Below are 20,247 nucleotides of genomic sequence, written 5' to 3' on the forward strand. Positions count from 1 at the left end.
TAAACTTGCGCGCAAATTTTTTGCCTGTCGGGATAATTCTGTGAGCGATAACAAACCTTCTTTAAGTTACAAAGACGCGGGCGTCGATATTGACGCTGGTAATGCATTGGTTGACCGTATCAAGGGCGTGACGAAACGCACGCATCGACCAGAAGTAATGGGTAACATTGGTGGGTTTGGCGCACTTTGTGAAATTCCAGCAGGATACAAGCAACCCGTTTTAGTCTCAGGTACGGACGGTGTTGGTACAAAATTACGTTTAGCTATTGGCCTTAAACGCCATCGCGGTGTCGGAATCGACTTAGTCGCGATGTGTGTTAACGACCTTATTGTGCAAGGCGCAGAGCCGCTGTTTTTCCTAGACTATTACGCAACAGGAAAGCTGGATGTTGACGTTGCTGCTGACGTCGTCGCAGGCATTGGTGACGGCTGTGAACAGTCAGGCTGCGCACTTATCGGCGGAGAAACGGCAGAAATGCCGGGCATGTACGAACATGGCGACTACGACTTAGCGGGCTTTTGTACTGGGGTTGTCGAAAAGTCAGACATTATCGACGGCACCAAAGTTGCTGACGGCGATGCCTTAATTGCACTAGCGTCAAGCGGCCCGCACTCAAACGGCTACTCCCTGATTCGTAAGATTATTGAAGTAAGTGGTGCCGACTTAGAGTCTCACCTACAAGGCAAAACGCTAGCGGATCATTTATTAGAGCCTACTCGCATTTATGTTAAATCGGTGCTTGAACTGATTAAGCATGTTCCTGTGCATGCCTTGTCACACATTACCGGTGGCGGCTTCTGGGAAAACATTCCACGAGTCCTTCCAAAGGGCAGTAAAGCCGTTATTGACGGTAACAGCTGGGACTGGCCAGTTATTTTTGACTGGTTGAAAGACAACGGCAACGTCAGTATGAAAGAAATGTACCGCACTTTTAACTGCGGTGTGGGTATGGTTATTGCCGTGCCTAATGACCAAGCCAATAAAGCCATTCAGATACTGACCGACGCTGGCGAAGATGCGTGGAAAATCGGCCGCATAGCCAATGCGTTGGAAGGTGAAGAACAAGTCGATATTCTGGCCGACGAGACGCACTAATGAAACGCATTGTTGTACTGATATCAGGCACCGGCAGTAATATGCAGGCAATTCAACAAGCCTGTGAAGAGGGTAAAGTAGCCGGTGAAGTGGTTGCCGTTATTTCGAATAAAACGTCAGCCAAAGGTCTGGAAAAAGCGTCCGAAAAAGGTATTAGCACCGAAGTGCTGAGCCACAAAGAGTTTGATACGCGAGAAGCTTACGACGCTGAACTTAAAGCATTAATTGATAGCTATCAGCCTGACTTAGTGGTACTCGCCGGCTTTATGCGCATTCTGACCGGTGATTTTACGCGTCATTACGAAGGTCGTATGTTCAACATACATCCGTCTCTTCTGCCTAAATACAAAGGTATAAACACGCATCAACGGGCGTTAGATGCCGGCGATACTGAGCACGGTGTCAGTGTCCACTTCGTAACGGAAGAACTCGACGGTGGTCCGGTCGTATTACAGGCAAAAGTGCCTATTTTCGAGGGTGACACCGTTGACGAAGTTCAAGCCCGTGTTCACGAACAAGAGCACCGCATTTATCCGCTTGTAGTCAACTGGTTCTGCCAGGAGCGTTTAAAGCTCGAAAACGGCCGAGTGACCTTAGACGGTGAAGTATTAGGGGCCCAGGGCTACGCCTCGGAGTAATTAGACACCGCGTAGCCTGATCCTATTGCATCAGGTGAGATGGCTGACCTGACGTAAATAACGTCAGGCTACATCAAGGTGAATTGGTTACATCTCTAGGCTTCTCAAAGACATGGTGGCTTGTTCGTCACCTTCTTTGAATTGCTGCATTTTAACCATCACGTAGTTTAATTCGGGGGCAAACCAAAAAAACGTCTGGCGGCGATTGTTGTCACGAATTCGCCCTACTTTTATCGCTTCAACCTCGCCATACGGCAGTTTTAGTAGTTCACTGTCGGCCATCACTCTAAAACGATACTCATCTTCCCGGCCTTTTTCATCAACCAGTCGATACTCAAACGTTTTAGCTCCTCGAGCCAGGTCTATGCGCAGCTGCTCTGTTACATTGGCTTCATCAAATAAAGCGTCTTTCCAGTTAATGTCGAGCATGCGACCAGTATCGACATTGCGAACCGTCTTATCATCTGCTCGGAATTCACCATGAAAAGACTTGTCTGATCCGGTTCCCGTACGCATGTAAATAAACTCGCGGGGCTCCAGTCGGTTATTTTCATCATCCACAATAAAGACAGACCGAGCTTCTCTTGTGTCCGACAAAATGAACCAGGAAATGTCAGATTTTGTGCGCAACTGCCACTCGTTGTCAGGCGACACTTCTAAGTATCGATAGCCCTCACCATATTCACTATCGCCACGCGTAATAACGTAGTTTGCTTCATAAGGTTTCATGGTATCGTTAATGCCCTGAGTTGCTTTTGCAGTATCGTCTGCGTGAACTGGCGCAAGCTGAGAGAAACTCAGTACAGTAGAAGCCATTAAAAAATACATTGTCCGTTTTAACATCACCACTCCATTCGCCGTGACAACTGGATACTTACATTGACAGAAAATTCAAACGCGCGTTCAAATTTTTCTTGAAAATAATGTCTGGTTGATCTAACTTGCACAGTATAACTGGTCAGACCTCCAAATCGGAGTATTACACTATGAGTATTGCACTTTGGATTATCGCTACCGTTATTGTTGCGGCAGCTCTCATTTACAAGCGCGCCAGCCTACTGTTATTCAGCGTGGGCATGGTCGCTATGTTTGCTATTGGTAACGTACTGGAAATTGTCGGCCCTGTGCTGTGGACAATTCTTGCCGTTATCTTAATTCCTCTTAATTTAGCACCCGTTCGCCTGAACTTGCTAACTAAGCCAATTCTTAAAGCGTACCGCAAAGTCATGCCAGAAATGTCTGACACCGAACGCGATGCGTTAGAAGCCGGTACGGTTTGGTGGGACGGCGACTTATTCAGCGGCGACCCTGACTGGAAAAAGCTATTAGATGTGCCAAAAGCAGAATTGACCGCAGAAGAGCAAGCCTTTTTAGATGGCCCATGCGAAGAAGTCTGCAAAATGCTGGATGACTGGGAAGTCACGCATGAGCTAACCGATATGCCTGAGCACGTATGGCAGTATCTGAAGGACAATAAGTTCTTCGCGATGATCATCAAAAAAGAATACGGTGGTCTGGAGTTTTCCGCGTACGCTCAATCTCGCGTGCTGCAAAAGCTTGCGGGTGTTAGTACGGTATTAGCATCGACTGTCGGTGTACCTAACTCATTAGGCCCGGGCGAGTTGCTTCAGCACTATGGTACAAAAGAGCAGCAAGATCACTATCTGCCACGCCTGGCAAGTGGTGACGAAATCCCGTGTTTCGCTTTAACCAGCCCGGAAGCAGGTTCTGACGCCGGAGCGATTCCTGACTCAGGTGTTGTCTGTAAAGGCGAGTGGAACGGCGAAGAAATCGTTGGTATTAAGCTGAACTTCAATAAGCGCTATATCACATTGGCGCCAGTTGCGACCGTATTAGGTCTGGCTTTCAAAATGTACGATCCTGACGGCTTAATCGGCGAAGAAAAAGAACTGGGCATTACCTGTGCACTGATTCCTCGTGACACCAAAGGCGTTGAAATTGGCCGTCGCCACTTCCCGCTGAACGTTCCGTTCCAGAATGGTCCGATTCGCGGTAATGATGTATTCGTACCGTTAGACTACATTATTGGCGGCCAGAAAAATGCCGGTAAAGGCTGGCGTATGCTGGTTGAGTGTTTATCCGTAGGCCGCTCTATTACTCTGCCATCAAACAGTGCCGGTGGTATTAAATCTATTGCTCTGGCGACCGGTGCGTACTCACGCATTCGTCGTCAATTCAAGCTACCGATTGGTAAAATGGAAGGTGTTGAAGAGCCAATGGCTCGCATCGCAGGTAATGCGTACTTAATGGATGCGGTGACGACTCTGTCCACTAAAGGCATCGACTTAGGCGAGAAGCCTTCCGTTATCGGTGCTATCGCTAAATACCACATGACCGAGAAATTGCGCGCCTGCATGGACGACGCGATGGATATTCATGGCGGTAAAGGCATCTGTTTAGGTCCAAACAACTACTTAGGTCGTGGTTACCAGGGCGTACCTGTTGCAATTACCGTTGAAGGCGCGAACATTCTGACTCGTAACATGATGATTTACGGTCAGGGTGCCATTCGCTGCCATCCTTACGTATTAAAAGAAATGGAAGCGTCAGCAGAACAAGGCCCTGAAGCGCTTAAGAAGTTCGATAACGCTTTGTTTAGTCATATCGGTTTTGCTGCAAGCAACTTTATGCGTTCAGTGTTTTACGGCTTTGGTGGTCACCGCTTAAGTTCAGTACCAGTCAGTGGTCCTGCACGTAAGTATTACCAACAAATGAACCGCTTCAGTGCCAATATGGCGTTATTGTCTGACGTAGCTATGGGCGTGCTTGGCGGCAGCCTGAAGCGTAAAGAGCGTGTATCGGCCCGCTTAGGCGATATGTTGAGCTACCTATACATTGGCTCTGCAATTTTGAAACGTTTCCATGATGAAGGGCAAATTAAAGAAGACTTGCCACTGATGCATTGGGCTATGCAGGATACCTTGCACAAGCTTCAGGAAGCTCAACTGTCTATGTTGGATAACTTTGGTGGTGTTGGCTCTGTCATGCGCGCCATTATGTTCCCGTTGGGCCGCATTGCGAAGCGTCCAAGCGACAAGAACGATCACAAAATTGCGCGTATGCTGATGTCTCCAAATGATGTTCGTACTCGTCTGGGTAAAGGTCAGTTCCTGAGCCCTGAAGGTCACTTTGGTTTCTTAGAGGAAACACTGAAGAACGTTATTGCTGCTGAGCCACTGTACGACAAAGTCTGCAAGGCTGCCGGTAAACGCTTCAGCTTTACTCAGTTGGACCAAATTGGTGCCAAAGGTAAAGAACTGGGCGTACTAAGCGATGACGAAGTTGCTCTTCTGGAAAAAACGGAAGAAGGTCGTTTACGCACTATCAATGTTGATGACTTCGCACCGGAAGACTTACTGGCAGGTAAAGCGGCGTTTGATTACGCGCTGAAAAACCTAAAAGAAAGTGACGCAGCTTAAAACGTTAAGCACTCGAAAACCAATAAGGCGACTCTGTTTTGCAGAGTCGCCTTTTTTTTATGCTAGAATTCGGCGCTGATTTTTAAATTATGACGTTAAAATAATAAAGGCGAAAGCTATGCAGTCTTCCAATAATGGCTATTCAGAGACCAGTAAGCGCGGCTGGTTTACCCGATTCCTCGATATGGTTGAATGGTTAGGCAACTTGTTGCCTCACCCTATCACCTTATTCGCAATTTTTTGTTTACTGGTTATTGTTGCCAGCGGTGTGGCCGCCTATTTTGGCGTTAGCGCTATTGACCCTCGCGACGGCGAAACGGTCATTCAGGCGGTTAGTCTTTTAAATGCCGAAGGCATACAAAAAATTGTGACAAACCTGGTCACTAACTTTACTGGTTTTACGCCATTGGGAACGGTGCTTGTCGCTTTATTAGGTGTTGGTGTGGCTGAGCGTTCCGGGCTGATTTCTGCGGCTATGCGTGGCTTGGTTATGAAAGCCCCGCCTAAGCTTATTACGGTGACGGTCGTTTTTGCGGGCGTTATTTCGAATACCGCATCAGAGTTAGGTTATGTTGTTCTCGTACCTTTAGCGGCTATGATCTTCTATGGCCTGGGTCGCCACCCACTCGCTGGTCTGGCAGCCGCGTTCGCTGGCGTTTCGGCGGGCTATAGCGCCAATTTATTAATAGGTACCGTTGACCCATTACTTTCCGGCATCACTCAGGAAGCAGCAAAAATAGTCGACAAAAACTATACCGTGGGCGCTGAAGCCAACTGGTATTTTATGATGATAAGCACCTTCCTTATTGCCATTATGGGTGCGGTCATTACCGACAAAATCGTTGAACCTAAGCTGGGTAAATACAATAAGGACGAAGCGTCCATTGATTTATCCGATCAGTCATCGATGGAACCACTCAATATTATGGAGAAACGCGGTTTGAAACTGGCCGGCGTAAGTGCATTAGTCTTAGCCGGTATTCTTGCATTAACAGTGGTACCTGAGTGGGGTATTCTTCGCCACCCTGAAACCGGTGATGTGAAAGGATCTCCGTTCTTAAAGGGCGTTGTGGTTTACATTTTCTTCTTCTTCGCCATTCCGGGCTTTGTTTATGGTCGAGTCGTAAAAACCATGAAAAACGACCGTGACGTCATTGATGCGATGTCACACAGCATGGGTACCATGGGTATGTACATTGTGCTGGTATTCTTCGCAGCTCAGTTCGTTAACTTCTTTAAGTGGACCAACTTTGGCACCATCTTCGCTATTAACGGCGCAGAGTTTCTTACCAATATTGGTATGACCGGCCCGCTCATCTTTGTATTCTTCATTATGGTCTGTGGCTTTGTAAACCTAATGCTGGGCTCCGCATCGGCACAGTGGGCTATCACTGCCCCCATTTTCGTGCCTATGCTGATGCTTATTGGCTACTCACCGGAAGTGATTCAAGCGGCTTACCGTATCGGAGACTCGGTCACTAACGTGATAACGCCGATGATGAGTTACTTTGGCTTAATACTGGCTGTTGCTGCACGCTATAAGCAAAACTTAGGTATTGGCACATTGGTGGCTATGATGCTGCCTTACTCAATGATTTTCTTCTTAGGGTGGACAGTGTTGTTCTTTATTTGGGTATTTGGATTTGGACTACCGGTTGGTCCGGCAGCCCCCACCTATTACGGATAACTTTTTACTCTGGCCGGCGCATTACACGGTACGCTAGTACTGCTAATAAGCCGGCCACGCCTATTACCCACGCCATCGCGTAGTCCGTGAAGCTCCCCGCTTGACTCACACCGGCTGACACTAAACCTGCAATTAAGAACTGTAAACTTCCGGTAACCGCAGACGCTGAACCAGCGCGTTCCTGTTGCTCCGCTAGGGCGCCCGCCATAGCGTTCGGAAAGACCAAACCCAGCGTTGAAATATAAGCGAATAAAGGCAGTAAAATGCCCCAAAAGCTGGCATTAATATAGGCCATGACACACATAACGGTCGACACAATTGCCAGTATTGGCAAAGAAACATTCAATATTTCCCGGGAAGAATAGTACTTCAATAACCAGCCATTTAACTGAGAAAAGCCGATAATACCAATGGCATTGACACCAAATAGCCAACTGTAATGCGTCGGATCCAGCCCAAAAATTTCAATAAACATTTTCGGTGAGCCGGTAATGTAAGCAAATAATCCCGACTGGGCGATAGCACCGGTAAGAGAATAGCGCAAGAAGGAAGGGTCTCTGAATACCGCCCAGTAAGTAGTGCCGGTATGGCGCATACGCACGTCATAACGGCGACCGCGTGTTTCCGGCAGCACAAAGTGAATAGTCACTGCAGAAGCAACTCCCAGAGCAGCAACAATAAGAAACAGTGCTCGCCAGCCCATCCATTCGGTAATATAAGCGCCGAATAATGGTGCCAAAATAGGCGCAACACCCATAACCAGAATTAGAAACGAAAAGACTCGAGCTGAAGCTTGCGGCGTATAGAGATCACGCACGACAGCCCGGGCTATAACAATCCCCGCGCAGGCTCCAATAGCCTGAAAAAATCGCAGCACAATCAGCCACTGAATGTCCGGTGCAAATGCACAGGCAATGGACGTTACTACATAAATCGCCAGACCGATATAAAGTGGGTTCTTACGGCCAAACTTATCGGTTGCCGTACCGTACAGCAACTGTCCTATAAATAAGCCAAAGAAAAATGCAGTCAGTGATAGCTCAACGTGATGCGTGTCGGTGGCGTAGTCACTGGCAATTGCGCTAAACGCCGGCAAATACATATCAATAGACAGCGGCGCAAACGCGGTAAGTAACGCCAGAATGACAACAATAAAATCGAATCTGGCGTTATCGGAGACAGGTCTTGGCTCAAACGAGTGAGCCATTATTGAGCCTCTACAGGCGTATATGACTGAGTTGCAAACTCCTCAGGTCGTTGCAGAACCTCTTGAGCTCTGGCGTAATTCACCAGTGACTCAGCATAATCAATACCGGTATTACGGGCGCGGCCTCGTTCACTAACACGGTAAAATGTATCCCAACCGTCCTGGCCGCCGGCAATAAAACTGTTTGTTACCAAGATATAAGTTGCTCTGGCCGACATAGGCTGCCAGCTCTGGCTGCCTTTATCCCACACTTCCAGGTTAGATACGCGGGAGCCGGTTTCTTCGGTTAAATCGACTGAATAACGAATGCCGGCACCGTAAGGATATGCGCCTTGAGAGCCGCCATCAGAAACAGCATAGGCTAAAGCTTCTTCCATTGCCTGTTTAAACTCGGACCCAGTCAACTCTAGTTTCACCAACGTATTCGCGAAAGGCAGTACGGTAAAAGCGTCACCAACGGTAAAGTCGCCTTCAGCAATGTCCGAGCGTACCCCACCACCGTTTTGAATCGCAAAGTCAGCCTCTGGTACAGAGTGCAAAAAGGCTTCAGCAACCACTCGATGAGCACCTGAACTAATTACTTTCGCACAACCGGCTCGACGGTTTCTATCAACTTGTTGAGAGCAAATTTGCTGAGGCACGTCCGCAATAACCTCTGCTGAAAAATCGTCAACTTTGCTTCGATAGTCTTCTAATATGGACTGAAGCTCGGCATCAGGTTCTACGAAGCTGTAAACGCCGCTCTCTTTTAACGCAGTTTTAATCGGTTCATAAGTCGTCACAATACCATCAGCTACTTGAATATCTTCACTCAACAGATAATGTGGGCGACCGCTGCATTCTGCTATTTTGTCGCCATCAAATGTTGCTTTTAATTCGCCCACCACCAACGAATATTGATACGCATGAGCAACACAGACCTTTTCGCCGTTTACATTGGTAAGCTCTGTCGGATAAGGGCCAGCGGCGGTCATTCCAAACTCGCTAAAGTCGCCCAGTAAAGTATGTGAGTCTCCACCAACGACAACATCAACCCCCGGCAGCTGTTGAACCAGTTCCATGTCACGCTCATATTGGATGTGCGTCAACAAAACAATTTTTTCAACGCCCTGCTGCTGAACCTCAGCAATGTATTTTTGTGCCGTTTCAAGTTCGTCTAAAAACTCAGTACTTTTATCCGGCTGTGAAGATTTTTTGGTTTTACTGGCAATGGTTAAACCAATAATCGCCACCTCTTCACCACCACGCTTAACAATGGTGTAAGGCTTAAACATTTGCCATTGATTATCTGGCGCCAGCGGTGACTGACCCACTTCGGGTTGTATATTCGCACTCAGTTTGGCCGTCTGACACTGAGGTGACCCTAACTGCTGTAAGAACTTGGCAAGACCGGCGTCCCCCGTGTCAAACTCGTGGTTGCCTATGGTAAACGCATCGAAGCAAACGTTATTCATCATGCGGGCGTCGGCTTCACTACCAAACAAGGTAAAATACAAGCTGCCGGTTACCGCGTCTCCGGCATGCAGGGTAAGAACATGATCATTAGCGGCTCTTAGCGCTTTTATCTGCGCGCCAATACGAGGAAAACCACCGGCTTCTACCTGCCAATCCTGGTCAGCCCATACCAGCGTTTGCTGCTTTGCGTCTAGCGTTGAGTGGTGGTCGTTGACATGCAACACCGTCAGCTCAAAATTTTCGCTTTTGGGCATTGGTTCAGGTGCAGACGCACAACTGAGCACGGCCGCCGAGCCGAAAACGATAGTCATACCACGCGCTAGCTGACTGAAAAGACGCTTGTTCTTATTCACCTGCATACTCCTTCGTGTGGATTGCTATTAGTCTTTAATCAGACCAATTTCACGCAAACGCTGCATTAAATAATCATCGGCCGTAATCGGCTCGTCTCGCTGCGGGTTTTCGGCTGTAATACAGCTCTCAAGCGGCGTTATCATTACGTTCGGATTAAAGTGTAAAAAGAACGGAATTGAGTAACGCGACTTTTCATTATACGGCGCAGGCGGATTAACCACTCGGTGCGTTGTAGACGGTAATACATGGTTGGTTAAACGCTGCAACATGTCGCCCACATTACAAATAATCGCACCTTCGATAATCGTCACAGGTACCCAGCTGCCGTCTTTTGCTAAGACTTCTAACCCAGGCTCCCTCGAACCAACCAATAAAGTCAGTACATTAATATCTTCGTGTGCGCCTGCACGCACGGACGGCGTGTCTTCATCAATAATAGGCGGGTAATGCAGTGGGCGCAAAATTGAGTTGCCGTTATTCACTTTGTCGCGAAAAAAGTCTTTAGGCTGGCCTAAGTATACAGCCAACGCATCCAGCACCTGGTTACCCAGCTTATCCAGTGCTTCATAGATAGCTAGCATGTCGTCTTTAAACTTTGGTAACTCTGCTGGCCAGACATTCGGTAATAGTTGCGGATACGCAGGCGTACCCTCTACTTCTCGACCAACGTGCCAGAATTCTTTTAAGTCCACGTGCTCTGCGTCTTTGGCTATTTCTGTGCCAAATGGCGTATAGCCGCGCGCGCCACCTTCTCCGGGACGGTGATATTGTTTTTTCACTTCGTCCGGCAGTGCGAATAACTCACGACACGTGTCCAACGCACGTTCAATAAGCGCAGTATCAACACCATGCTGGGTGAGTGCAATAAAGCCATATTTTTCATAGCCCTGCCCAACATCCTGAGTAAAAGCATCGAAATTATCATGATAACGTCGCATATCGACGTGAGGAATAGACTGCATGGTGGTGTTCCAACTTATCAATTTAGAAATAACGGAAAGAGCCGATATTTTAAGGCTTGGGAGATAAAATCACAAGTTAGCCAAGGCCTCACGAACCGGCTTATAGTCGCGCCGATGAATAGGACACGGTCCATACTTTTTTAATAACTCAATGTGGCGCGCCGTTCCGTACGCTTTGTGCTTATGAAACTCGTATTCCGGATAGCGCTCGTGCCATTCGAGCATTTGCCGGTCCCGCTCAACTTTCGCCAAAATAGAGGCGGCGGCAATACAAGCTTCACTGGCGTCACCGCCCACAATGGCTTCGGCGGGTACATTCAATTCGGGAACGCGGTTACCATCAATCAATACCTTACTTGGGGCCACCGGCAAGGCTTCCACGGAACGCTGCATGGCTTTCATCGTTGCCCAGAGTATATTGATTTGTTCAATCTCGTCCGGATCAGACTGCGCTATCGCCCAGTACAGGGCTTTTTCTTTTATCTCTGTGCTGAGCTTTGCACGCTTTTTCTCACTCAACTTTTTCGAGTCATTGAGCCCTTCAATAGGACGTTCAGGATCAAGAATAACCGCAGCGGCGACAACCGGCCCTGCAATAGGACCTCTGCCCGCTTCATCGACACCACAAATCATGGGGAAATTTTCACCTTGTTGCTTTGTTCAGACACTAAATAATGGTTATGATACCTGCGGATAATAATTAGACCAATAAAATAACAATCAGGAATATACCATGGCTCAATCTCCTCAACCGGATCGTTCGCAAAAGGAAAAACCGAACAGTCTGCTCAACCGCATGCTCGACGGCGTAGAAAAAGTCGGCAATAAGCTTCCTGACCCGGCCGTTATGTTCTTCGGCTTACTCATTATTGTTTGGATCATGTCCTGGGCGATGTCAGGCGTTAGCTTTGACGAAACTCACCCACTAACCGGCGAAGCTATTAGCGTTACTAATTTGCTCAGCGGCCCTGAAATAACCGCATTTTTGGCCAACATGGTCGATACCTTTATGGGCTTTGCGCCGTTAGGCGTTGTATTGCTGGCAATGCTGGGGGTCGGTGTGGCTGAACGCTCAGGTTATATTGACGTAGCCATTAAGCTTATGCTGAACGTAACGCCAAAAACCTTACTCACACCAATGCTTATTTTGGTGGCTATTGTCAGCCACACTGCCGTCGACGCGGGCTACGTGTTGGTCATTCCGTTAGGTGGCGTTATCTTCTATGCGGCAGGTCGTCATCCACTAGCAGGTATTGCTGCAGCATTTGCCGGTGTTTCCGGCGGGTTCAGCGCTAACTTTGTGCCTTCCGCGATAGACCCTTTGCTGCAGGGCTTTACTCAAAGTGCGGCCCAAATTATTGATGCTGACATTCAGTTAAACCCGCTGAACAACTACTTCTTTACCGCAGCGTCTTCTGTTGTGGTAGTGGCTATCGGTTGGTTCTTAACTGACAAAGTCGTTGAACCTCGCCTTCGCGGTGCCGAGATCGACGGACATCCTGACGATATGCCGGCGGTTGATGATGTCTCTCCACGTGACCGCAAAGCGTTTTATGCGGCTTCTTTAACCATGTTGGCTGGCATTGTTCTACTGTACTTTTCAGCAACAGCAGAAAATTCGCCACTGGCCGATCCACAAACTGGTGAATTAGCCTCTCTGGGCGCACCATTAATGGGCATGATTGTCCCGCTAATATTCCTGCTGTTTATTATTCCGGGTATTGTTCACGGGTACGTATCAGGTAACTTCACCAATTCACAAGACGTTATCGGGGCAATGACCAAGTCAATGGAAGGCATGGCTTACTATATGGTCATGGCCTTCTTCTGTGCGCTGTTTATTAAAGCCTTTGGTGACTCTCAGCTGGGCACGCTCATTTCAGTAAAAGGTGCAAACTTTCTGGCGAGCCTTGAACTGTCAGGTGGTGTCACTATGGTTGGCATCGTTATTTTAGTCGCATTCATCAACTTATTTGTAGGTTCGGCATCAGCCAAATGGGCGCTTATTTCACCTATTTTTGTGCCTATGCTGATGCAACTGGGTTACTCGCCCGATTTAACGCAAGCAGCTTATCGCGTGGGCGACTCGTCCAGTAACATTATTACTCCTTTACTGCCGTACTTCCCTCTGGTTGTGGTTTACTGCCAGCGCTACGTTAAGAAGACCGGTATAGGCACGCTGGTTTCCATGATGCTGCCCTACACCGTTTCATTGCTGGTGTTGTGGTCGGCGTTCCTGGTTATCTACTGGACACTCGGTATTCCTCTGGGCTTCCAGGCTAGCTACACCTACCCAGCAGGCTAAACCGTGACCGCTATTGCTAATAAAACAGTCTGGCTGACCGGTGCCTCTTCAGGCATCGGTTTAGCGCTGGCGCATCATCTCGCAGAAAAAGGCGCTCGACTTATTCTTACATCGCGTCGTGAAGCTCAGCTGGAGGAGTTACGCTTATCACTGGCAAACCCCGATGCTCACAGCGTCTTAGCTCTCGACTTAAACTATCCAGAAAAAGCAAAGGAAACGGCGTCGTCAGCGTTAGCGAGTAAAACGGTAGATATTTTAATTAATAATGCTGGTGTTTCTCAGCGTAGTCTGGCAATGGAAACAGAGCTTCCAGTTTACCGAACACTAATGGAAGTCGACTACTTCTCGGTAGTCGCGTTAAATCAAGTCGTACTTCCGGGTATGATTGAACGTCATAATGGGCACATCGTCACCGTTTCCAGCGTCGCCGGAAAAGTGGGCACCAAACTTCGTAGCGGTTATTCCGGTGCTAAGTTTGCTGTTATTGGTTACATGGACTGTTTACGAGCTGAAATGGCTGAGCATGGCGTGCAGTGCACCACCATACTTCCAGGCTTTGTACATACACAAATTGCGCACAATGCGTTAACCGGTGACGGTTCTTTAAGAGGCAAGGAAGACACCGACAACGCAGGCGGTATTAGTCCTGAGCAATGTGCATCAGATATTATTCAGGCAATAGAAAACAATAAAGCGGAAGTGGTTAGCGGCAAAGGCATGAGCAAATTAGCGCCACTGTTGCAGCGCTTTATGCCAGGATTACTAAGGAAAATGCTAGCTAACCGTTAAGCTTGCTAGGACAGATGACTGACGGCGTTAACCACATTCGTTGCGCCTTCGTCTATCTCATCCATTACCGCTTTCACTTTTTCTATTTGCTCTTGTCCTCGTTGTGCCATCTCCTGAATATCGTCAATCGATAAGGAAATGGCTTCAGAAACTTCAGAGCTGCGTTGCATCACCCCTGATATTTCGCTAGTGGCCTGAGTGGTTCGTGTCGCCAGGTTTCTTACTTCTTCTGCAACTACGGCAAACCCGCGACCATGCTCTCCTGCTCTGGCCGCTTCAATCGCCGCGTTTAGCGCCAGTAGATTCGTTTGATCAGCCAGAGCATTTATCGTTTTCACAATGTCTTCAATACTATTCGCCTGTTCTTGCAACTGCTCAATAATGGCATCCGTTCTCTGGCTTTTAGCGAGTATTTCACTCGACATTTCCACCGAGACATCCATAGAAGCTTTACCGTCTTTCACTATCATCGCCGTTTGCTGAGACGTTGAATACGCAATTTCCGCTGCTTCTGTGGTTTGCTCGGCTTTTAACACTTGCTCCGTTACATCGCTGGCGAACTTAATAACCTTCACAACTTGACCGCTGCTATCAAAAATTGGGTTATAACTGGCTTCCAGCCATATCGGTTGCCCCTGCTTGCTGACCCGCTTAAAACGCCCGGTTTTAAACTCGCCTTTAGCAAGCTCACGCCAAAACCCTGGGTTCTCATCGTAGAAGCTTTGTTCACAAAATAGCTTGTGGTGTTTTCCGGTAATATCGCTTAACGAATAACCTACTGTTTTCAGAAAGTTATCATTTGCCCAGGTAATCATTCCGTCAGGTGAGAATTCAATCGTCGCCATTGACTTATTAATTGCTGTATTAATAGCGGTTTTCTGCTCTAAGGCTGTGACTTCATCAGTGACGTCACTGGCAATTTTCGTAATGAAAACCACCTCTCCTTTCTCGTTTTTAACGGGAAAGTACGTCGCTTCTAACCAAATAATGTCGCCATTACTGCGTAGCCGTTTAAACCGCTCACGTTGCGACTTGCCCTCTGCCAAGTGCTGCCAAAACGTTCGATACGCTTGAGAAGACGAATAGCTCGATTCACAAAACATTTTGTGATGCTTAGATATCACATCATCCAGACTATAACCCATCGTTTCTAAGAACTGATTATTGGCGTTCAAAACGTAGCCCTGAGGGGTAAAATCAATGCGTGCAACGTTACTGTCAATTGCATTCATTAATTGTTTGTACTGCTCAAGCTCTTCGGTGGTCTTGGCAAGCTGGTGTTTCGTTTTAGCGCAGAGCATCTGGGCATTCCTACTACAAATAAGGGCATCTGAATGCAGTATTTTACGCGTCGCCGCCTGTATCAGATCAAAACAAATTCTATTTTAGAGTAAATACTCACATATATTTGATCTAAATCAAAACAATAACTTTAACCAAGACTAGGAGCTCCACTCCGGATTCCAGGTAACTTCCCAAATATGGCCGTCCAGGTCTTTGAAGAAACCGCCGTAGCCACCCCAAAATAAATCTTTAGCCTCATGAAGAGTGGTTGCTCCTGCCAATTTCGCTTCATTCATGACGGCATCAACTTCAGAGCGGGAACTGACATTGTGGCTCAGCAGTACCTCATTAGCATTTTTAGCAACATCAACACCCATTTCAGCAGCAATGCTTTTACGCGGCCACAAAGCCAACCTTATGCCGCCCGGCAGTTTAAAGAAAACAACCGCACCATTTTCAAGATCCTCACCGACTATGCCATCCGTTTCCCATCCTAAACCGTCCTGATAAAAAGCGAGTGCACGCTTTAAGTCATCAACGCCCAGCGTAATAACACTAATACTTGGGTTCATAGAATCTCACTGTCGCAAAAGTTACACTCTTACTTTAATTAACGCTTAAGCCATGGTCAAAATATGGATACAACGTTGCTTGAACACTACAAAAATACCGACTACTGGTTTGTCGTGAATGAGCGAAAAATCACTCTGTCCGCTGGCGACATCAACAGCGATTTTGACTCTCTATGTCGTGACGTTAATTGTAAAACCGGAGCCTTTATAACTGCCTTTAACCCACACAGTGCGCCTTTAAGTATTAGCGAAAATAGACAACGTAACCGACTTTTAGAATCTGATTTAGAAAAATTAACGAATATTCGCTACTTTTACGGTGCAGGAGAAGATCGCGATAACCAATGGCCCGCCGAAGAAAGCTTTATGGTTTTAGGGTTGAGTCAACAAACAGTCATTGACCTTGCCCGCCGATATCAGCAGAATGCCTTTCTCTGGATTGAACACCGACAAACTGCAGTGCTCATCGACGTATGAGTTAAGGGGGCGCCATGCCATCACACCATAGCCGCTGATAAACTCGCTTTTATCTACGCCATTATCGCCGTTTTATTATGGTCGACGGTCGCTACGGCGTTTAAAATTACACTAGAGTACATGACGCCGTTACAGATGGTGACAGCCGCCAGTGCGGTATCCTTTGCTGTTTTAAGCCTCGTCTGTGTGATTCAGAAAAAATCTCACTTGTTGTTGCTTGAACTACGAAAAATGCCCTTGTACTACGTATTAATGGGGCTTATTAATCCTCTTATTTACTATTTGGTGCTTTTTCAGGCCTATAAACTGCTACCCGCCTCCGAAGCTCAACCCCTGAATTACACCTGGGCAATAGCACTCAGTATTATGGCGGCCTTATTCTTAAAGCAGCATATCCGTCGCCGCGACTGGGTAGCCTGTGCATTGGGTTATTTGGGGGTATTAGTTATCGCAACACGAGGCGATATTTTAGGCATGAGCTTTAGCAACCCCTGGGGGGTTTTATTAGCCTTAATATCAACCTTCCTGTGGGCCGGTTACTGGATACTGAACACCCGGCGCAATGCTGATTCTGTTGTTAGCCTGGTTTTATCCTTTGGTTTAGCTCTGCCGGTTTTAATTGTTGCCAGCTTTATATGGAGCGACTGGTCCAATATCCCCTGGCAAGGCTGGGCGGCTGTCAGTTATGTCGGGTTATTTGAGATGGGTATTACGTTTTTGTTTTGGCTAAAAGCCATGAAAACAGCCACTAACACCGCACTTATTAGCAACCTGATTTTTGTATCGCCGTTTATTTCACTGCTACTACTGTCAGCAATTATTGGCGAAACCATTTATGTCAGCACTATTGTAGGCTTAGCGCTCATCATTACCGGATTACTCGTACAGAGGCTTCACTTTAAGAAAAAGCTTAAGCCATAGCCTTTTTGACAATTTCATCGGCAGCTTCTTTGTCTTCCTCGTCAGGCGAAGGGCCGTCATTAATACCATTTTCACCGGGCGCAAGAGCCAGTTCCGTGAGTAGCGGGAAATGGTCAGAGCCAAACCCAGGTAAGCGAGTCATTGAGACCAGCGCAAAGTGGTGACTATGAAAAATATGATCAAGCGGCCAGCGAGCAAACCAATAGTCCGCGTGGAACGTGTTAAACATGCCCCGCCCCACACGCGGGTCTAACAGACCGCTTACCTTTCGAAAGAGCAGTGTCGTTCTCGACCACGCCACATCGTTCAAGTCACCAGTAACTATCGTTGGATGCTTATCAGGCTCAACCTGTCGGGCAACCAAAAGCAGCTCACCGTCACGTTCTTCCGACTCCTCATTTTCCGTTGGACTCGGCGGAGCCGGATGCACAAAGTGCGCTTTCACTTTTTGCCCGGTCGGTAACTCAATAAAGCAATGTATCGACGGCTTATCGTCCTCAATTAAGTATTCAACGCTAACGTCGGACAACGGCAATCTCGAATAAAGATGCATACCATAGAGATTATCCAGAGGCACTTTAACCGTATGAGGGTAATTCTCTTCAATAGCCTCTAACTGCTTCCCCCACCATGCATCCGACTCAAGCGTTACCAGGACGTCCGGCGTATAATCCCGAACTAGCTGAATAAGGTCATCACTGTTACGGTTAGGCGTCAGTACATTCGCCGTCATCAGTCGAAGCCGACCGCCCGCCTCACGCTTATTAAGCGCTTTCACCTCTTTGGGAAAAAATACCGTATAAGGCACCACCCACCACAGCTGACAAACAAGACAACCAATAATAAGCCCCATAGCCACCGCAGTAACCGACGTCCAGTCACGTATAACCACGAAGCCGACTACCAACAACGTACTTAGCACCACCGAAAGCTGTAACCTGGGAAAATCCAACCCGCGAATCCACCAAACCTGCGACCACGACAACGGCGCTAACGTCAGCACAGCCAGTAATATCGCTAAAGAAAGGTAAATAATTTCAAACATCTTGGCTCTCTATGCTTTTCAGATAAGAAAACCATAGCACAGCTATAGAAAATAAGGGGAAAGGAAGTGTTAAGCTTGGTGGAGCTCCTACGGATAGAGCACTCCGCTTGGAGTCAAAACCCTCTGATACAGGAGACGCAACAAGCTCATCCATGAGGGCTTGACGAAGGCCATCCATGGCCTTCGACACTCCTGTATCAGAGGGTTTTAACTCTAGGCGCTACGCCCACAACCCGTAGGATCTGCTAGCTTTATTTAACTTACTGAACGCAGATGTAGATAGCCAGAAACAAAAAAAAGAGTTAGGCGTAAGTTAAGAAACTGTGTGACGCCAAGGAAGGGTTCACTCAAGCCCCCAAGGAAGGGGGCACGGCGTGTTTCTTAACTTTTCTAACTCTTAGTTTCTGGCTCTTCCGTTATCTCAGACCATGTTAACCAACATGCTGGTTGGGTCTTCGAGGTATTCCTGCCAGAGTTTGTTGAAGCGGGCTATGGTACCGCCGTCGATAATACGATGGTCGCCTGACCAGCTTACCGTCATTATCTTACGAGCTACCACGTTGCCGCTTTCGTCAAAACGCGGTAATTCCTGCACTTTGCCTAAGGCAACAATGGCGGCTTCCGGCTTATTAATGATAGGTGTTGCCACCGTACCGCCGATAACACCAATGTTCGAAATGCTAATAGTACCGCCTTTCATATCAGCCTGAGGCACTTTGCCTTCTCGAGCAGCTTGAGTCAGACGAGTCACTTCGTTGGCCACATCGATAATACTCTTGTTCTGTACCTGCTTTACGTTAGGTACTAACAAACCAATTTTGGTATCGACTGCCATGCCGATATTGTGGTCATCAAAGTAAGTAATTTCAGTGCAGTCTTCGTTCACCTGCGCATTCATTACCGGAAACTCTTTTAGTGCCAGCGACAAAGCTTTAATAAAGAACGGCATGACAGTTAAGCGTACGCCTTTTTCTTTGTATTGCTCTTTCAACTTTTCACGCAGCGCAATCAGGTTCGTAACGTCGAACTCATCGGCATAAGTGAAGTGAGGAATGGTGCTGACCGAGTTCATCATTTGCTTAGCCATAGCCGCTTTTACGCCACGAATAGCTTCAGTGCGCGTACCGCCGCTAGTCGCTGCTGGCTGCTGAGTCGGCTTGCTGTCCGTGCTGGTTGCAGCACTTTGACCACCCGACTTGAAGGCTTCAATGTCTTTTTTCAAGACACGACCTTTCTTACCAGAGCCAGAAACGTCAGCGATATTAATGTCATTCTCGCGAGCTAAGCGACGTACTGCCGGACTGGCAATCGCTTTACCCTGGCGTGCTTTCGCAGGTGGCTCAGCTTCTGCTTTTGTAGCTGCCTGCGGCTTAGACTCTGCATTGTTTTGCGAAGCGCTGCCTGAAGCAGTCTCGCCGGAGCCTGAAGCCTGAACGCCGCCGGCTGGCTGCAAGGCAAATAAAGGCTTATGTACTTCGGCGATATCGCCTTTTTTGTGGTACAGCTTAACGACTTTACCGTCATCTTTCGCTGGAATTTCAACCGTGGCTTTATCGGTCATAACCTCAACCACTGGTTGGTCTTCTTTCACTTCATCGCCTTCAGCAACCAACCACTCAACGATTTCACACTCAACAATACCTTCACCGATATCCGGTAAAATAAAGTCAGTGGTTCCACCGCCAGCTGCTTGGTTACTATCTGGCTTACTGTCAGATTTTGGCGCTTCTTTCTCAGCCGTTTTTTCTTCAGCAGCTTCGCTTGAATCGCCCGCAGCATTAATGCGGAATAACGGCTCGTGGACTTTAGCAATATCGCCTTTTTGGTAATACAGCTTTTCAACCACACCGTCGTCTTTCGCCGGTATCTCAACCATGGCTTTGTCAGTCATGACCTCAACAACGGGCTGATCTTCTTTAACTTCGTCGCCTTCGGCTACCAGCCACTCAACGATTTCGCACTCTACGATCCCTTCGCCGATATCGGGCAGAATAAAATCTTTACTCATGTCGATG

Annotated in this window: 17 protein-coding genes; 8 read left to right on the forward strand and 9 right to left on the reverse strand. The window is 47.6% G+C overall.

Annotated elements, in window-relative coordinates; genetic code table 11:
* Positions 1-40: 40 nt before the first annotated feature.
* Together purM and purN are read left to right on the forward strand one after the other, a co-directional pair.
* Positions 41-1,096 carry a phosphoribosylformylglycinamidine cyclo-ligase gene (purM, locus tag EST55_RS09600; protein ID WP_129497303.1) on the forward strand — a complete coding sequence of 352 codons (1,056 nt, stop codon included), beginning with the start codon at positions 41-43 and terminating at the stop codon, positions 1,094-1,096.
* A complete protein-coding gene (gene purN, locus EST55_RS09605; RefSeq protein WP_129497304.1) occupies positions 1,096-1,734 on the forward strand; it encodes a phosphoribosylglycinamide formyltransferase in 639 nt (212 codons plus the stop codon). The genes purM and purN overlap by 1 nt, the downstream gene beginning before the upstream one ends.
* A gap of 87 nt (positions 1,735-1,821) precedes the next feature.
* On the opposite strand, the gene EST55_RS09610 is transcribed toward purN, so the two are convergent.
* Positions 1,822-2,577 (reverse strand): DUF3108 domain-containing protein, encoded by a 756-nt coding sequence (locus EST55_RS09610; protein WP_129497305.1) that lies wholly within the window; start codon positions 2,575-2,577, stop codon positions 1,822-1,824.
* Positions 2,578-2,720: 143 nt separating this feature from the next.
* Here EST55_RS09610 and fadE point away from each other — a divergent pair, with 143 nt between their 5' ends.
* Positions 2,721-5,174, forward strand: a complete 2,454-nt coding sequence (gene fadE, locus EST55_RS09615) for an acyl-CoA dehydrogenase FadE (protein WP_129497306.1) — start codon at positions 2,721-2,723, stop codon at positions 5,172-5,174.
* A gap of 118 nt (positions 5,175-5,292) precedes the next feature.
* Complete coding sequence (locus EST55_RS09620; protein WP_129497307.1) at positions 5,293-6,861, forward strand: AbgT family transporter; 1,569 nt, start codon at positions 5,293-5,295, stop codon at positions 6,859-6,861.
* A 4-nt stretch (positions 6,862-6,865) separates the two neighbouring features.
* Here EST55_RS09620 and EST55_RS09625 read toward each other — a convergent pair whose 3' ends face one another.
* From EST55_RS09625 to rnhB, 4 genes are all read right to left on the reverse strand, one after another.
* Positions 6,866-8,068, reverse strand: a complete 1,203-nt coding sequence (locus tag EST55_RS09625) for a multidrug effflux MFS transporter (protein WP_129497308.1) — start codon at positions 8,066-8,068, stop codon at positions 6,866-6,868.
* Positions 8,068-9,876 carry an NAD nucleotidase gene (gene nadN, locus EST55_RS09630; protein ID WP_240665294.1) on the reverse strand — a complete coding sequence of 603 codons (1,809 nt, stop codon included), beginning with the start codon at positions 9,874-9,876 and terminating at the stop codon, positions 8,068-8,070. Before nadN ends, EST55_RS09625 begins: the two co-directional genes overlap by 1 nt.
* A 27-nt stretch (positions 9,877-9,903) precedes the next feature.
* Entirely contained in the window at positions 9,904-10,839 is a 936-nt protein-coding gene (locus EST55_RS09635; protein ID WP_129497310.1) for a 2-oxoglutarate and iron-dependent oxygenase domain-containing protein, read from the reverse strand.
* 69 nt (positions 10,840-10,908) lie between these two features.
* Entirely contained in the window at positions 10,909-11,472 is a 564-nt protein-coding gene (gene rnhB / locus EST55_RS09640) for a ribonuclease HII (protein ID WP_088767885.1), read from the reverse strand.
* A 100-nt stretch (positions 11,473-11,572) separates the two neighbouring features.
* On the opposite strand from rnhB, the gene EST55_RS09645 reads away from it, so the two are divergent.
* Complete coding sequence (locus EST55_RS09645) at positions 11,573-13,144, forward strand: AbgT family transporter (protein WP_129497311.1); 1,572 nt, start codon at positions 11,573-11,575, stop codon at positions 13,142-13,144.
* A gap of 3 nt (positions 13,145-13,147) precedes the next feature.
* Positions 13,148-13,933: an SDR family oxidoreductase gene (locus EST55_RS09650; RefSeq protein ID WP_129497312.1), complete on the forward strand. Its 786-nt coding sequence runs from the start codon at positions 13,148-13,150 to the stop codon at positions 13,931-13,933.
* A 5-nt stretch (positions 13,934-13,938) separates the two neighbouring features.
* Here EST55_RS09650 and EST55_RS09655 read toward each other — a convergent pair whose 3' ends face one another.
* Both EST55_RS09655 and EST55_RS09660 read right to left on the reverse strand, forming a co-directional pair.
* Positions 13,939-15,234, reverse strand: a complete 1,296-nt coding sequence (locus tag EST55_RS09655) for a PAS domain-containing methyl-accepting chemotaxis protein (RefSeq protein WP_129497313.1) — start codon at positions 15,232-15,234, stop codon at positions 13,939-13,941.
* 141 nt (positions 15,235-15,375) lie between these two features.
* The gene (locus EST55_RS09660) at positions 15,376-15,789 is read right to left on the reverse strand and encodes a VOC family protein (protein ID WP_100691829.1); all 414 of its coding nucleotides are present in this window, start codon (positions 15,787-15,789) and stop codon (positions 15,376-15,378) included.
* Between the two features lie 63 nt (positions 15,790-15,852).
* Here EST55_RS09660 and EST55_RS09665 point away from each other — a divergent pair, with 63 nt between their 5' ends.
* On the forward strand, positions 15,853-16,266 hold the full coding sequence (locus EST55_RS09665) for a DUF3293 domain-containing protein (protein ID WP_129497314.1): 414 nt from the start codon (positions 15,853-15,855) through the stop codon (positions 16,264-16,266).
* 51 nt (positions 16,267-16,317) lie between these two features.
* Positions 16,318-17,187: a DMT family transporter gene (locus tag EST55_RS09670; protein ID WP_346437949.1), complete on the forward strand. Its 870-nt coding sequence runs from the start codon at positions 16,318-16,320 to the stop codon at positions 17,185-17,187.
* Here EST55_RS09670 and EST55_RS09675 read toward each other — a convergent pair.
* Positions 17,177-18,232, reverse strand: coding sequence for an endonuclease/exonuclease/phosphatase family protein (locus EST55_RS09675; RefSeq protein ID WP_129497316.1), 1,056 nt, complete (start codon positions 18,230-18,232; stop codon positions 17,177-17,179). The two genes, EST55_RS09670 and EST55_RS09675, sit on opposite strands and share 11 nt — an antisense overlap.
* Positions 18,233-18,653: 421 nt before the next feature.
* Entirely contained in the window at positions 18,654-20,240 is a 1,587-nt protein-coding gene (locus EST55_RS09680) for a dihydrolipoyllysine-residue acetyltransferase (protein WP_129497317.1), read from the reverse strand.
* Positions 20,241-20,247: the final 7 nt, after the last annotated feature.

It is taken from the genome of Idiomarina sp. 29L, assembly GCF_004123135.1.
Lineage (GTDB): Bacteria > Pseudomonadota > Gammaproteobacteria > Enterobacterales > Alteromonadaceae > Idiomarina.